The sequence below is a fragment of the Paenibacillus sp. FSL K6-4396 genome (assembly GCF_038002525.1).
Taxonomy (GTDB): Bacteria; Bacillota; Bacilli; order Paenibacillales; family Paenibacillaceae; genus Paenibacillus; species Paenibacillus amylolyticus_B.
Map to the genome: position 1 here is coordinate 2,855,239 of NZ_JBBOCR010000001.1, position 16,903 is coordinate 2,872,141.

The following is a 16,903-nucleotide window of genomic DNA, read 5'->3' on the forward strand; positions in this document are numbered from 1 at the left end:
GTGATGATGCGACAAAAGAAGGACACGAAATCAACATCCGATAGTAATCCGGAAATGAGCCTTACGGATATTGTGATCGTCGGTATGGCGTGCAGGTTTCCGCAGGCTAATCATTATACGACGTTTTGGGATAATCTTGCGAATGGTGTGGATTCCGTCAGGGAGGTTACCCCAGATCGATGGGATGTATCAAAGTTCTATTCTCAAGATATTGACGCCCCTAATAAGAGTATTGGAAAATGGTGCGGTCTGCTGGATGATGTGTATTCTTTTGACCACCGCTTTTTTAGTATCTCTCCCCGAGAGGCCAAAAATATGGATCCTCAGCAACGAATGATGCTTGAAGTATCCTGGCAATGCATAGAGGATTCCGGGATTTCGCTTCAAAGGTTACAGAATCAGATCACTTCCGTTTATGCCGGAGTAATGACAGTAGATCACCGCCAAATGGCTTGCCTTCCCGAATTGGAGATAGATAGCTACGCTTGTCTTGGAAATTATGAAAGTATTCTTGCCAATCGAATTTCTTACGTCATGGACCTCAAGGGCGCGAGTATATCGGTAAATGCAGCTTGTGCATCTTCATTAGTAGCCGTGCATGAAGCCAAACAAGCCCTGCAACGAAAAGAGTGCAATTACGCCTTGGCTGCCTGTGTAAATCTAAATTTGCATCCCTGGAAGTTTATTTCATTTTCCAAGTCAAGAATGTTAAGTCCGGATGGGCGTTGTAAGACCTTTGATAAGGAAGCCAATGGTTATGTACCAGGGGATGGAGCAGGCGTACTGTTGCTTCAAAGGCTTGAAGATGCTTTAGCGGAAGGCAATCATATCTACGGGATTATCAAAGGATCTGCCTGCAATCATGGTGGAAGAAGCGCATCCATAACTGCTCCGAGCATGAAGGCACAACAAGACGTCATCTTGGCTGCTTATCAGGATGCAGATATTTCCCCGGAAATGGTCACTTATATTGAGGCACATGGAACGGGAACGTCGTTGGGAGATCCGATTGAAATTGAAGCGCTTAAAAATGCATTTGCTGCCTATACTTCCCGAGCCCAATTCTGTCGGATTGGCTCGGTAAAAACCAATATTGGCCACTTGGAGAGCGCTGCGGGCATGGCTGGTATTGTGAAAGTGATCATGATGATGAAACATGGTAAAATACCTGCCAACCTTCATTTTAACGAACCTAATCCGATCATAGATTTTAAGAGTACTCCTTTTGAAGTGACAAGGGCTCTAACGGATTGGAACAGTGCTGGCGAAGGTTTGCCTTTAAGAGCGGGCATAAGCTCTTTCGGTTTTGGTGGGGTCAACGCACATCTGGTGATTGAACAGTGGTGCGCTGCACCCTCGAACAAACAGAAGGATGATGCAGCAGCAGCCCGTTCTCAGCTGTTCACGCTATCTGGAAAATCAAAATGGCATTTGGAAAAACAGCTTGAATCGTGGAGAGCATTCTCGCTCACACCCGAGTTTGAAGATTGTACGCTGCGTGATATTAGTGGAACATTATTCACGGGAAGAGTGGCTTTTCCTTATCGTTATGCTGTGATGGCAGACAACTTACAGCAGTTGAAGGAAGAGTTGCATTCGGAATCAAGTCGTCCTTTCATGCCAAAACAGCAAAAGTGGGCAATAAGAGTGGGGAACTTTTCCTATATAAACTATGAGCAATTTAGCATGTTAACCCGTGATTTACCGCACGTGGATGACATCGTTCAATCCTTACTGGATCAAATTGCTGATCGTCCGCTTGCCGATCATTATCGGCGGATGTTCTACAATGAACCATGGGAAGAAGAGACACTTCCATGCTGTCAGTTCATTGCTGGATACGCCGTCCTTCGATGTTTACTTGATGCGGGCTTAAAAGTGGAATGGATGACAGGGGAACGTGCAGGGATGTGGGCAGTTCTTGGGGTAAACCAGATGATTGTGCCAGAACAAATTCTTTTGAGGCTTGCAGGGGGAAATGAAGCTAACATCTTTAAACTCCATCGTCCGTGTATTCCCTATTATGATCCCACATTGCAAGACATTTTGTATCCGGTTTCTTTTAACGAGGCCTATCTTCGTCACTTGTTGGGTGGCACACTAGTTGAAAGTGTGGGCTCTGGGAACAGACAAGATGATCGATTGGAATATCCAATGGTCAGTGATAACGAACAGGTTCAATATTATCTAACTAAGGGTCAATCACTCATCTCTCATCAGTTCACCTTCAGAAAGTATATAGATGAATGGTCGAATCTTCTAGGTAAAGTAAGTGGGGACGATTGGGATTTGGAAGAGTTGCTTGGGAAGCCTCTTGATGTCTTGATGGTTACGGAGCTTTCCACTCAACAGTTGTTCATTATCGTTACAGCTGTGGCTCATTCACTGCGGAGGTTGAATCGCAAATGGGATTTGACGATGATGACTGAGCCCGATCCACGATTCGAACAAATATTGGATCTGATGGACGATCACATCTTACTTCCTGAAATGATCGCCCAACTTGTTTTGGATTCCAATGTGGATTATAAGGCGGTTGCCCAATCCATGAACCTGAAACAGCAACAGATGCATACGGACCAAAACGAAAAACCGTTATATGACCGAAACGATAACCTGCCCGAAATTGGAAATGTTGAGCAATGGCTGCATCAAACACAAGAAAGCCGGGTTGATCTGGGGAAAATTTCGTCAGACATCAAGATCATCGACATCGGAGTATTTCAATCTGTCTCACCTGATACGCTGAAACTTGCTTTAAAAGAGGATGAAGCTGGATATGACGTCTGGAATATCCTCGGTCAGTTATGGCTCCATGGCGTGAATGTGAGGTGGGACCTATGGTTCCCTTCAGGAACATTTAACAAGTGTGCCCTGCCGACTCAGCGTTTCGAGTCTGTAATACATCGATTACATGACAATAACAATACCCTGGCTAATCCATCGGTTATGGATGTACATAAGCTTCCGCGTCCACAGGGGAAGGGGATAGATCCAGCTTTACACCCGATGATTGGCTGGAATACCTCAACCTTGGATGAATTCAAGTACCAAACGCTGTTTACTGGCAAAGAATTTTTTCTGAATGATCATATCGTAGATGGTAAACGGACTTTACCAGGTGTGGCTTATTTGGAAATGGCATTGGCCGCTGCGCAGAAGGCAGGAATCCAGGAGGTTACTGGTTTTGGTGAAGTGGTGTGGTCAAGACCCCTGACGGTTATGGAGCATCCTGTTGAAGTAAATATTTCTTTGTCAAGAGCTGAGGGGAAAGTTCATTTTCACGTATGGACCGGCGATGATTCAAACTCCAGACGAATTCACGGGCAAGGAACGTTGTATGAAATAAAAATAGAAGGCAATAAACAAGTCTTGCGACAAGGCACTGAATACGGAGTTAAACGTGATATGGATGCGATTAGAAGAAGGTGTGTTGACCCTGTTCCAGGAGTATATCGCACGCTTGAAAAGAGTCTTCTCGTCTACGGTCCATCCTTTCAATCCATAACGGATTGTTGGGTGAGTGAAGATGAGGCTATTGCCAGCTTTGCGCTCCCACTCCCTTGTGATGAACAGTCACATGCCTACACGCTTCATCCTGTAACGATGGACAGTGCTTTGCAGACAGCGATGTTACTTGTCCAAAAGGTAAGCTCTAGTCTTTGTATGCCCTATTCCATAGGTACGGTCAAATGGTTGAATCGGCTTCCCGACAAGGGAAGTGTGTATGTTAGGCAGCAGAGTACACAAGGGGGAAAAGCGTTCAAGTTTGATATTGTCTTGCTTAATAAACAGGAACAAATATGCATGGAGATGCGTGATTTTACGGTAAGACAGGTTCAGGACAAAAAGCGCCATGCGAAGGACTCACTGAAAACACTTTTGCAAAGATTGGAAGCCGGAGAGGTTGAACCCATTGATGTCTTAACTTATATGGAGGAACGATGAGAAAAGATCAGATGTTATCACTGGATCAGATTCTTGAAATGGTGAAGGGACGACGTCTCTCATCAGAGATAGCCTATCAGCTTATACAGGAAATAGAGCGGCATGATAATTCGGCTTCCAATGAAAAAAACATACAGCAGAATACGTATCTGTATCCATCCTGGGAAATTCAAGACCTTCAACGTACGGTTTTCAAAAGTGAGAGACTTCTGTTATTTGTTACTGGTGAAGAAAATATGGGGCAATGGGATGAGAGTGCTTCCATCATTCGTGTGATACAAGGAAATCAATTCATCGAGCAGGATGCTGATACATTCGTAGTCCGTCCGGAACATGAAGAGGATTACGAGCGTTTATTCAACCGACTGTCCGAATTACAGTGGATACCTGATACTGTCGTTCATGGATGGAATGGTGCCGTGCTTTCGGAAGATGGAGGGACGCTGCTGAGTAAACAGCTTGCCCAGGGCGTGTACGCCTTATTTTATACATGCCAATGGCTGGCGAAATGTGCTGACAAAAAGAAAATACATCTTTTATATGTTTATTCCAGCGATCATAAAGAAGAACCGGCAAGTGAAGCCGTAAGCAGTTTCATGCGCAGTGTAACATGGGAACACCCGCAATGGACATGTCGTACATTGGACATGGGAAATGAACCAATCGATATGTTACAACTCATCAAACAGGAGCTGGAAGCTCGGGACCAAGCGGTAGAGGTTCGTTATCGGGACAATCGGCGTTATGTAAAAAGATTGGTATCGTTGCCGAAAAGAGAATATTCACAAGTGGATTGGAACAAAGAAGGCGTGTATTTGATCACAGGTGGGATGGGCGGCATCGGTCTAAAGTTTGCCTCCTTGCTTGCCAAATCCGCTCGAGTCATTGTTTTATCCGGACGCTCCATTCTGAGTAGGGATCAGGAACAACAATTGCATGATCTAGGGAAGTTCGGAGCTGAAATAGTGTATATCCCGGCGGATGTATCGCAACGTGAGTCCGCTTTTAATCTCATCCGTGAGTGCAAAGCCAGATTTGGGGGTATTCATGGTGTGATTCATTGCGCTGGCGTATTGAGAGACTCCATGCTTCAATCCAAAAATAAAGTGGACATGGATGCTGTTATCGCTCCTAAAGTATACGGAACGGTTTGGCTGGACGAAGCTTCTTGTCATGAACAGTTGGACTTTTTCATCGTTTGCTCTTCCGTCATGTCCGTTCTGGGCAACGCTGGACAATGTGACTATGCCTTTGCCAATGGCTTTATGGACGGTTTTTGCCGTCAACGGGATCGTTTGAACAAAGAGGGGTTACGTTCTGGTCAGACGATCTCTCTGAATTGGCCTCTATGGTCGGAAGCGGGGATGGGAGTAGATCCAACTCATCGCCTTTTTTTGGAGAATACGCTCGGGATTTCAGCGATATCCAGCGAACATGCCATACATGCTTTTGAAGATGCTTTCCATTGTAAGGAAAATCAGCTGGTAATTGTTGGCGGGGATGCGGCCAAATTTCAGAAGGTACACGAGAAAACATCGTTTGCAGATGTGGATCCTCCGAAAAAGGATGTGTTGTTGCAGAACAGCATAAATGAAGAAGTTCTACTAGAAAGGGTTTCAGAGGTCATTTTGACCATATCCTCTAAGATTCTTAGTGTTGACATACAGGAACTGGATCTGGATGCGGATAAGAGCGACTATGGATTTGATTCCATTTCAACGACTGATTTTGTCAATCGACTTAACGCAACATATAGCATTGATCTGACGCCTCCTGTTGTGTTTGAATATGCGACTTTAAGGACCTTTGCAACCTACCTGAGCGGAGCTTATGGCGAAGACATTGCCCGATATCATGGAATGAGTGGGGGACACGATGAACCCGAAATGCAGACTTCACATACGGTCAGTGCTGATGAAACAAATGAGAACGCAAGTGAGCCTGTTGATGTCCATAGGAGCAATAAAGAACCCATTGCCATTATTGGAATAGGCGCTCATATGCCTCAATCCGAGAGTATGGATCAACTATGGGAGAACTTGGTTTCCGGAAAAACCTTTATTTCCGAAATCCCTCCTGAACGCTGGGATTGGCATCAATATTACGGGGACCCAATAAAGGAAGTTAATAAAACCAACATCAAATGGGGCGGATTTATGAAAGCCATTGATCAATTTGATGCTTCGTTTTTTGGAATTTCGCCTCATGAAGCGGGGTTGATGGACCCGAGACAGCGCATTTATTTGCAAACCGTATGGGAAGCCATTGAAGATGCTGGTTACAGGCCATCCGATTTGTCTGGGAGTAAAACAGGCATGTTTGTCGGGGTGGTTAGTTCAGATTATTATGATTTGATGCATCAAGCAGGCATTCCTACCGAGGCACATACAGCGTTGGGCATATTTCATTCCATTCTGGCTAACCGAATTTCATATCTTCTAAATCTGCATGGACCTAGTGAACCCGTGGATACAGCCTGTTCCGGTTCGCTGGTCGCCATTCATCGGGCAGTGGAATCGATACACAACGGAGAATGTGAACTGGCAGTTGCCGGAGGCATTAGTGTTATCGCAAGTCCACAGCTGATGATTGCTTTTAATCAGGCAGGCATGCTCAGTGTGGATGGTCGCTGTAAAACCTTTGATCAAGGTGCTGATGGGTACGTTCGTGGTGAGGGTAGTGGGGCATTGCTGCTTAAACCGTTGTCCAAAGCGGAAGCGGATGGAGACCATATCTATGGAGTAATTCAGGCAACGGCTATAAATCATGGGGGACATGCCAACACTTTGACGTCTCCAAATCCTATCGCACAGGCAGAACTCATTGTTGAAGCGTGGTCGAGATCAGGAATTGATCCGAGGACAGCAGATTATATTGAAGCACATGGTACGGGGACGCCATTGGGTGATCCAATCGAGATAAATGCGCTTAAAAAAGCATTCTCCCAGCTGGTTCAAAACTGGGATGAATTGCATGGCACGCAGAGCGGCTCATCCCCGGATTCCACTGTTCCGCACTGTGCAGTGGGGACTATAAAAACGTATATTGGGCACCTGGAGGCAGCAGCAGGAGTAGCGGGAGTACTAAACGTGTTACTCAGTATGAAGCATAACCGATTGCTGCCAAATCTGCAGTTAAATGAAGTTAACCCGTACATCCAGTTGAAGAACAGTCCATTTTATATCGTAAAGGAAGGACAGACGTGGAATCGCAAACATGACACGTTGCCCAGAAGTGCGGGCGTAAGTTCATTTGGGTTTGGAGGTGTCAATGCTCATATCGTCATCCGCGAATACGTGACCAAGCACAATAGTTCCCAAAATATATCCAATCGCCCCCAGTTACTCATCGTTTCTGCAAAGAACAGGGATCGATTGAAAGCATATGCGAAGCGAATCGTTGAATTTCTGAGTCAAACGGATGGGATTACCCTAGCTGATGTTGCATTTACAATGCAAACGGGCAGGGAAGAGATGGAGGAAAGACTTGCATTGGTTAGTTCGAGCATCACGGATGCCGTAGACATGCTTGAGCGGTTTGTTGCAGGTCAGGCAGATCTATCTCGATGTTGGCAAGGGAGCGTATCCAAGCGCAAATCCCTCCAAGATGAACATGTTATAACTTACAATCATCCATCCACAGATCAGGATTTCATGATGGAAGCAGAACTCCATAAACTTGCTCAGCTCTGGGTAACCGGTAACAGGATTGATTGGTCTTCAATGGATAAAAGTGAAGGGCAACGGAAAATCTCCATCCCGACTTATCCGTTTGCAGAGACACGGCACTGGCTTCCTAATCCAGTCAACCGTATAGAAAACGCTGGAGCTCATCGGTCGGGAATGGATAACAGATTCATGATGAAGCTGGAAAACAGATCGGATTTTCGGTCATACCGCTACGAATTTGAATTTACGGGTCAGGAATCCTTTTTTCGGGATCACGAAATAAACGGATATAATGTATTGCCTGCCTCAGCACATATTGAGTTGATCAGGGCCGCTGTCATGATGGCTGCTCAACCCAGAGAGGATGAACAAATTAACCTCCAAAAGCTGGTATGGCTCCAACCTGTTGTAGCTCAACAAGGTATGGGAAGGCTCCGAATCCTTCTTAATCCATCCTCTAATGGAGATATTGAGGTGACCGTTCAATCTCCAAGTGAGTCTCAGGGGGATGGGACAGAGACCATGGTTTTTAGCCAGGGGACTGCTGTGATTACCAAGCGTGGAGTACGCAAGACTAGCGAAGTGGAGACAATCCTGAGCAGCTGTAATCTGGAAAATCTCACTTCAGAGCAATGTTATTCCTTTTTTTCAGCAAGAGGCATGCGGTATGGTCCAGACTTCCAGGGTCTGAAAATTGTATCAGTGGGTCATGATCAGGCATTGGCCAGAATTGCTCTGCCTTCGAATATTATCGATGGATTTCAGGAGGGCACCCTTCATCCAGGTCTTCTGGATAATGCTTTTCAGGCCACCATCGGGATCTGGTCCAGTGCTTCTGGAAATATTCAGGAGGAGCCGCAAGATACGTCTTTGTTGCCCTTCTCCATACAGCAAATTCAAATATTTGGCTCCTGCGAAGCAGAGATGTGGGCTCATGTCCGAGTACGTCAGGAGAGTGGCAGTGCCGTTGTACACGCAGATACCGAATATGACATGGATTTGTTTAATGTAGAGGGTGATGTACGGGTATCTATTAGGGCAATACGTTTTAGAAGACCTGAGCCAAAAGCTTCTAATCTCAATGAGACTAAAGGGATGGAGACATATGAGTTACAAATGCTGGCCCCTGTATGGAAAGAGCAGACAATCGGCTTGCATGAACATGAACGTGTACTCAACGATCTCCCGGGAGAAATATGCTTGGTAGGTACGAAGAGCTCGTACTTGACTCAGCTGCTTAAATATCTGCCTCACGCCGAAGTGATCGTTTTGAATCCACAGGATTCGATCATGCGGATCACGGAACAACTGATCCCGATTATGAACCTTCGACATATGGTGTGGATATCTCCGCTAACCACCGGAAACTCACCTGATGTCGAGGGAATGATTGAGGCTCAGGAAGAAGGCGTGTTTCTTCTGTACAGACTAATTAAGGCACTTCTTCAGGACGGATATGGGAATCGGAGCATGGAATGGACTGTAATCACAATGCAGGCAAACGCCATTCATACACTTGATTCGGTTGATCCCACTCATGCCGGGATACATGGTCTTATAGGAGTATTATGCAAAGAACGACCCGGATGGAAGGTTAGACAGGTGGATTTGGATCAGTTGAACGATAAGAATATGCACGAGTTGTTTTCGTGGTCTGCTGATTCCTACGGATTCCCATACGTAAACCGACATGGCGAATGGTTTCGTCAACAACTTGCGTCCGTTACATATTCCCCTGTGAGTTCGGGGCAGTCTCATTCCTATCGCCATGGAGGTGTATACGTTGTTATCGGGGGAGCAGGCGGAATCGGAGAGGCATGGAGTGAATATATGATCCAGCATTACAAAGCCCAGATCATCTGGCTGGGAAGAAGGAAACTGGATGCTGATATTCAGGCGAAATTGCAAAGGCTGGGCGAGCTCGGACCTGCGCCCTGTTACATGGCTGTTGATGCAACGGATTCGGAAGCAATGCGTCAAGCATGTACGGATATTAGGCGGAATCATCAAACCATTCATGGTTTTATTCATTCAGCCATCGTATTGGAGGATCGTAGCCTGGAATATATGGACGAAGCTGCTTTTCGGAAAGCTTATTCCACCAAGGTAGACATCAGCATCAATATAGCCAAAGCGTGTATCGGAGAGTCGCTTGACTTTGTACTCTTTTTTTCGTCCATGAACTCCTTTTTGAATTCGGCCGGACAGGCCAATTACGTAGCCGGCTGTACGTTCAAAGATGTATTCGCCCAATTTTTGAGACAGTGCTGTAATTTCCCCGTCAAAGTGATGAACTGGGGATATTGGGGAAGTGTGGGTTCGGTACGTTCTGAATATTATAAGACACGCATGGCGAAAGCAGGACAAGGTTCAATCGAAGCTCCTGAAGCGATGGAGGCTCTTAATGTACTGATGAATGGTGTGCTGGATCAGATTGCATTGATAAGGAAACAGCCTTTGGTGGATATGCAGATCTTGCATGAAGAAGAATCCATTATGGTCTATCAGGGGGCTGTACCGTCTTTGCTTGTATAACAGGGGTCTGAAGAGCGGGGATTATCAGACGGTAGGGGGAACGTGTAATGACAGAACTGAAAGAGTTGTTGGGTCAATTATTATGGGGCAGACTGCATGCTACAGGACTTTTGAGCAATTTTCGGGGTGAAGATGCAGCTGTAGCAGAAATGCCTGATTCATTGATCAAGCGTTACGGAAGATGGTGGCGGGAGAGTCTTCTTTATTTGCGAAAATACGGTTATTTCACCTCTACTGGTGCTGTAAATCCCTTGATTCAGACCAACGATACGGACCTGGCTCACGCATGGAAGGAATGGGATAGGAAAAAACTGCTGTGGCTATCCGATCCAAACGTATCTTCCTACATTCCACTGCTGGATGCCACGCTCCGAGCGCTGCCGGACATTTTGACGGGTCAGAAGTCCGCAACCGACATTATTTTTCCGAATAGTTCCATGCATCTGGTGGAGAACATTTACATGAATAATCCTGCTGCCGATTATTTCAATGCCGTTTTGGCAGAGCAGGTTGCAGCTATTATAAAACAGCAACTTGTGCAGGAGCCGAGTGCACATATCCGTATTGTGGAGATCGGAGCCGGAACGGGAGGCACGAGCCAGGCGGTTCTTACCCGGCTGAGTGATTTTCATCCCCATATTCTGGAGTATTGTTATACCGATCTTTCCCAGGCTTTTTTGAGTCATGCCCAACAGGTATATGGCCCGCATTATCCGTACCTTACATACGGAACGTTTGATTTGTCTAAACCTTTGTCCACCCAATCTCTGCAAGCGGGGACTTATGATATAGCGATAGCAACTAATGTCATGCATGCTGCTCCTAATATTCGCCTTGCCTTAAGGAATGCTAAGGCATTACTCCGTTGTAAGGGTGTTTTTTTGATCAATGAAATCACTGAAAATACGCTATTGAATCACCTTACATTTGGTTTGTTGGATGGGTGGTGGAGCTATGTGGACCCTGCTCTGCGTATTTCCGGAGGACCATTGCTTAAACAGGAAACTTGGAAAAACGTATTGTTATCCGAGGGGTTCGGGGAAGTACAGTTACTGGCTCATTCTGACGAATTTAAGGGCCAGCAAGTGATAATGGGAACAAGCAATGGCGTGGTACGTCAGCAAATCTTGAAACATGAGCAAACGGTGAAACATCAGGCCGAAAGTCAAACGAGCCACATTTCGCAGGATATTCAGGAAAAACCGCCAGAAATCCGGTTACCCGAAGTGGAGGGTTCACATACATCCGAAGAAAAACTGAAGTACATAAAGGAAGTGCTTGTTCGGACATTATGTGAATCTTTGAAAGTGGAGGCACAGCTTATCGACCCTGAGGAGGCTTTTTCCGATTATGGGGTTGACTCCATAACGGGTGTTCGATTAATTCATTCGATCAATGAACGACTGGGAACGGAGCTGTTCACCACCGATATTTTTGATTTTCCTTGTGTCAACCAGCTTGCACAGTATATTTCCCCAATGGTACAGGAGAAACCGATGGAGCCTGAACAACAAACGCAGCTTCATGGGGGGCGCAGTGCCAGTGCCGATAGGCCCGACGTCCAATGGACTGAACAGATGAATGAAGAGCTGGAATTCACGTTGGGTGATGCAATGAAGAGTCATTCCGATGGCGATATAACATCCTCCAGTGCCAACAACAGACACAAGGACATTGCGATCATTGGCTATAGCGGCAGATTCCCGCAATCGGATAATGTGGATGAATTATGGGAGCATTTGGCTGCAGGCAATGACTTGATTCAGCGTGGGGCGCGGTGGACTTCCGAACAGACAGGATCATCCGTAGAGAAAACTGAAAATAACCATGGAGCTTTTTTGGAAGATAGCGATTGTTTTGACCCCTTGTTTTTCAAAATCTCCAATGTTGAAGCAATGCATATGGACCCGCAACAGCGATTGTTTCTGGAGGAATCGTGGAAAACCCTTGAACACGCCGGATACGCGGGCGAACTAATTCAGGGCCGTCAATGCGGAGTGTATACCGGATATTGTGGAGGAGACTATGAGAAGTTGATCGGTGAACAGGCCCCTGCACAAGCCTTTTGGGGCAATGCTGCATCCATCGTACCTGCCCGAGTATCCTATTTTCTGAATTTACAGGGGCCGGCGATTGCGGTTGATACCGCTTGCTCAAGTTCGCTGGTTGCCATTCATCTGGCTTGTCAAGCCCTATGGTCAGGGGAAGTGGAGCTTGCTCTGGCAGGTGGAGTGTTTGTGCAATCCACGGCTGATTTTTATCTTTCTGCTAGTCGGGCGGGCATGTTGTCCCCGGCTGGACGGTGTCATAGCTTTGATGAACGTGCAGACGGTTTTGTGCCGAGTGAGGGTGTGGGGGCCTTGTTGCTCAAACGGCTGGAGGATGCCATCCAAGATGGTGATCATGTACATGGGATCCTCAAAGGCAGCTGTATCAATCAGGATGGGAGCACCAATGGGATCACAGCCCCCAGTAGAGCCTCACAGGAAAGACTTGAACGCCAGCTATACGAACAGTTCGGTGTTAATCCCGATCAGATCCAATTGGTTGAAGCGCATGGTACTGGAACGAAGCTGGGTGATCCCATTGAATTCGAAGCGCTGAACCGAAGTTTTCGAAAGTATACGAGCCGTTCTCAATATGCTGCACTAGGTTCGATCAAGTCGAATATGGGACATTCGATTGCAGCAGCGGGCATAGCCGGTGTTATCAAATTGTTATTGGCCTTGAAACATCAACAGATTCCACCATCCATTCATTATTCCAAAGCAAATCCCAATATTGATTTTTCGAAAAGTCCATTCTATGTCAATACTCAATTGATTCCATGGCATACACCCCCCGGACTTAAGAGGGCTGCACTTGTAAGCTCATTTGGCTTTAGTGGAACCAACGCTCACCTTGCCATCGAGGAGCCTTCCGGAGAGTTTTCTCCATCAATACATAAACCGGGTTATCTATTGGTGTTGTCTGCACAATCGACAGGACAGTTGAGGGAACAAGTGAGACGAATTGCGCAGCATTACAGGAAAGTGGGAGCCCAGCTTGATTACGCAAGCACAAGCTTTACTTTGATGACGGGGAGAAGACATCTGGAGCATCGGTTAGCGTGTGTAATTCAGCATTCTGACGATATGGCCTCCATATTGGAACAATGGCTTGAAACCGGGGGCTCATCACAGATATACGCGGCGGATTTATCAGGCCAGCCTTCCAAAGAGCAGTCTGTTCTTCGACGTTATGGCAATGAATGTATCCAAAAAATCGCTGAGGAATCAGCAGATGATTCGCGATATCTTGAAAACCTGCATGTTATTGCTGAATTGTACGTACAAGGATATGAATTGGATTATAACAGGCTGTATTTGACGGAAAAGTATAAAAGAATACCTCTGCCGACGTATCCCTTTGCACGGGAAAAGTATTGGGTGAGTTCCGGGGAAGCCATCCCTTCCATTGAAAGGAATGTAAACAAGGAGATTTCGGATGTTGCTCCTGTCACAAAAGAGCGCAGAATAGCCCAGCTTCTCGGGAAGCAGTGGAGGCACGCGGCGGTTACAAAGCTTAATCCAGAACATGGGAAAGTTGTGGTTGGATCTACAATGGAAACCGCCAGACTTGCCAATAAGATTTCACAGATGATACAGGGGAGCCAGGTTGTGCTTGTGAGTGAGGAAGAGCAGGATTCTGGACGTTTGCTCGATGTTTTAATGAATTGTGATGCTTTTATAGATCTGTCAGGCTGTAGCCGAAAGATGGAAGCAGAAGAAATGATGCTGGACCAACTGATCTACTGGTTAGCACAGCTCCAACAAATGATTGATACCCGTGGTCACAAAGAATTAAAACTACTTGGAGTCACCATGGGCCTAGAGTCTTTCCAGAACCCATCGATTCATATGGGTGGCGCAGAACGGGCTGGGCTCTACAGGATACTACAAAGTGAGTACAGTCATATTATTTCGCGGCATATTGATGTGGACCCGGGGGACAGTGAGCTTGATATCGCAGCACAGATCGTTCAGGAGTTAACTCATGCAGGGAAGGAACAGGAGGTCTGTTATCGTGAAGGACAGCGGTACAGTGCTTATCTGGATACACTCGATAACGTGAATATACAGCAGTTGAATCAAACCCGACGTCCTTTTTCATCCAATCATGTTCTTTGGGTCACTGGGGGGACCCGGGGTCTCGGCATGCTGTGTGCGCAGCATGCCGTCCGACACTACGGGGTCCGTAAACTTGTTCTGATCGGTCAGACCCCATTTCCATCTCGACATGAATGGGAGGCGCGACGTGGAGACAAAGACGAGATCGGCAGCAAAATTAGAGATATCCTGGAATTGGAGAAACAGGGTGTACAGATTGAAGTACTCTCTCTTGATATAGGTAATAAGGAGAAACTTCTGGAGGCTGCAAAACATATACGTTCAACGATGGGCGCAGCCGGAGGAGTAATTCACGCAGCTGGCATAGCCGACATGGAGAATCCCGCCTTTATTCGTAAACCGCTGGAGTCGATTCGGAGGGTGTTGTCCCCCAAAATATTAGGCACTATAGCACTGTATGAATGCTTCCGTCACGATCCCTTGCAATTTTTTGCCCTGTTCTCTTCCGTGGCTGGAGCCATTTCGAAACTTGGTGTCGGACAAAGCGATTATGCCATGGCTAACACCTACATGGATTATTATGCCGCAGCGCATGCCCGTACCAGTCCACTTATCAGCATCCAATGGCCGAACTGGAAGGAATCCGGGATGGGTGAGTTTCCAAGTCAAGCTTATAACGAAACCGGCCTGCTCAGCATCACGGATGAAGAAGGACTGAAGTTGCTGGACTGGGCACTAGTTACCCAACAAAGCGCAGTCATGCTTCCGGCAATCGTGAGCAGCGAATCCATTGACACTGGGGGGGAAGCGGGAATTTCCAGAACGGTTAAAGCTGAAACGATGTCCGAAATACCTATGACAAGTGGGGCTTCTTTTTCTGATACATCAGAGATATTACAGATGAAATTAAGTTCCATATTCGCCGAGGAATTGAGTATTGAACCCGAAAAAATGAACCCAGACCGATCCTTCGAACATTTCGGGATGGATTCAATCCTGATTGCACAGCTGGCACGCCGGATAGAGCGCGAGCTTCAAATTCCTGTGGTGGAACCTTATCTCTTTTTGGACTATCCAACGATCGCAGGACTGACAGGGGCTTTGCTGCAAAAATACGTAACAAGTCCACGTATATCTCCTGAGCAGTTCAACAGACATGAGGCCCGACAGATTCTCCAGCCGCCCAAAGAACATTCCCGTTCCCGAGTGGCCATCATTGGAATGGCCTGTCATTTCCCAGATGCGGTGAACCCGGAACAATTTTGGAACAATCTGAAGACAGGCAAAAACAGTATACGTGAAATTCCGTCATCCCGGTGGGATTGGAGAACGTACTACCATCCTGATGGCAAAGCCGGGAAAAGTATGAGCAAATGGGGAGCTTTTCTCGATGAGCTGGAATCGTTTGATCCCGATTTTTTCGGAATGGATCATTCACTGGCAACTCATCTGGACCCTTTGCAAAGGCAGTGGCTTGAGGTTAGCGCTGAAGCACTTGCAGATGCAGGATATGGAAAAAATCAGCTTGAGTCGCTTGAGGTTGGTGTGTTTGCAGGGGCAAGAACAGGTCATTTCATGAGCAAAATACGTCAGGACAACAAACAAACCATTATTGGTACAGGTCAAAATTTTATTACGGCACATTTGGCTCATTTATATAACCTCAGAGGTCCAAACATGGTCGTGGACACCGCTTGTTCCAGTTCCCTAACAGCCATCCACTTGGCTGCCCGGAGTTTGCAAGATGGGGAAGCAGATCTGGTGATCGCCGGTGGGGTTGAAGTTTTATTGGATGAGACCCCTTATCTTTCCCTGACTGCATCAAGGGTGCTGTCACCAGATGGACAATGTAAAACCTTTGATGCCTCTGCCAACGGAATTGGGGTTGGGGAGGGCTGTGGAGTAATCATTATGAAACGATTGGAACAGGCCATAGCGGACGGTGACAAAATCTACGGCGTGATTGATGGTTCAGCAATTAACAATGATGGTCATACGATGGGCGTCACCACACCGAATCCCCAGGCTCAGCAGACGTTGATCGAACGTGCGATCAAGGATGCCAATGTTGATCCGGCTTCAATCAATTATGTAGAAACACATGGAACAGGCACGGTCATTGGAGATCCCATTGAGCTTAAAGCGTTAACTCAAGTGCTGGGAACCCGTATGGAAAAGAGGGCTCTCTGCGGCGTGGGAAGTGTCAAAAGCAATGTTGGACATCTGTTGAGTGCGGCAGGGGCAGTTAGCATGATCAAGGTTTTGCTGAGTATGGTTCATGGCCAGATCCCGCCCAGTATAAATTGTCCGCATCCGAATCCGAGATTTCGCTTTGAAGAAAGTCCGTTATTCCTTGTTCAAGAACTTACACCTTGGACCAATAAAGTGTTGCGTGCGGGTGTCAGCGCGTTTGGGCTCGGAGGAAATAACGCTCATATCCTTGTCAGCAATGAGGGTGTCCCGGACCAAAATAAAGCGACACTGGAACCTCGTTTCAATCGCATTGTCTGGAAAAGGGCCCGGTTTTGGCCTGACGAGGGTGAGGGGAAAAACGTGGTGGTCAGATCGTATTCCGGACAAACCAATCGTAAACCTGAGCATATGCTGTCTTTCTTCACACCGAAAAAATTGCAGTAAGGGGGA

The 16,903-nt window shown here is 46.6% G+C and carries 3 protein-coding genes; all 3 read left to right on the plus strand.

Going from position 1 to position 16,903, the window contains the following annotated elements:
- Positions 1-6: 6 nt before the first annotated feature.
- Genes MHB85_RS13025 through MHB85_RS13035 form a run of 3 tightly spaced genes read left to right on the plus strand, consistent with a single transcriptional unit; the run spans position 7 to position 16,897 of the window.
- Positions 7-3,948: a type I polyketide synthase gene (locus MHB85_RS13025; protein ID WP_341073045.1), complete on the plus strand. Its 3,942-nt coding sequence runs from the start codon at positions 7-9 to the stop codon at positions 3,946-3,948.
- On the plus strand, positions 3,945-10,151 hold the full coding sequence (locus MHB85_RS13030; RefSeq protein WP_341073046.1) for an SDR family NAD(P)-dependent oxidoreductase: 6,207 nt from the start codon (positions 3,945-3,947) through the stop codon (positions 10,149-10,151). The genes MHB85_RS13025 and MHB85_RS13030 overlap by 4 nt, the downstream gene beginning before the upstream one ends.
- Before the next feature lie 47 nt (positions 10,152-10,198).
- Positions 10,199-16,897 (plus strand): beta-ketoacyl synthase N-terminal-like domain-containing protein, encoded by a 6,699-nt coding sequence (locus tag MHB85_RS13035; protein WP_341073048.1) that lies wholly within the window; start codon positions 10,199-10,201, stop codon positions 16,895-16,897.
- Positions 16,898-16,903 lie beyond the last annotated feature (6 nt).

Coding starts and splice junctions, on each gene's coding strand:
- MHB85_RS13035 (WP_341073048.1), top strand. CDS start 10,199: ATGACAGAACTGAAAGAGTTGTTGGGTCAATTATTATGGGGCAGACTG.
- MHB85_RS13030 (WP_341073046.1), top strand. CDS start 3,945: ATGAGAAAAGATCAGATGTTATCACTGGATCAGATTCTTGAAATGGTG.
- MHB85_RS13025 (WP_341073045.1), top strand. CDS start 7: ATGCGACAAAAGAAGGACACGAAATCAACATCCGATAGTAATCCGGAA.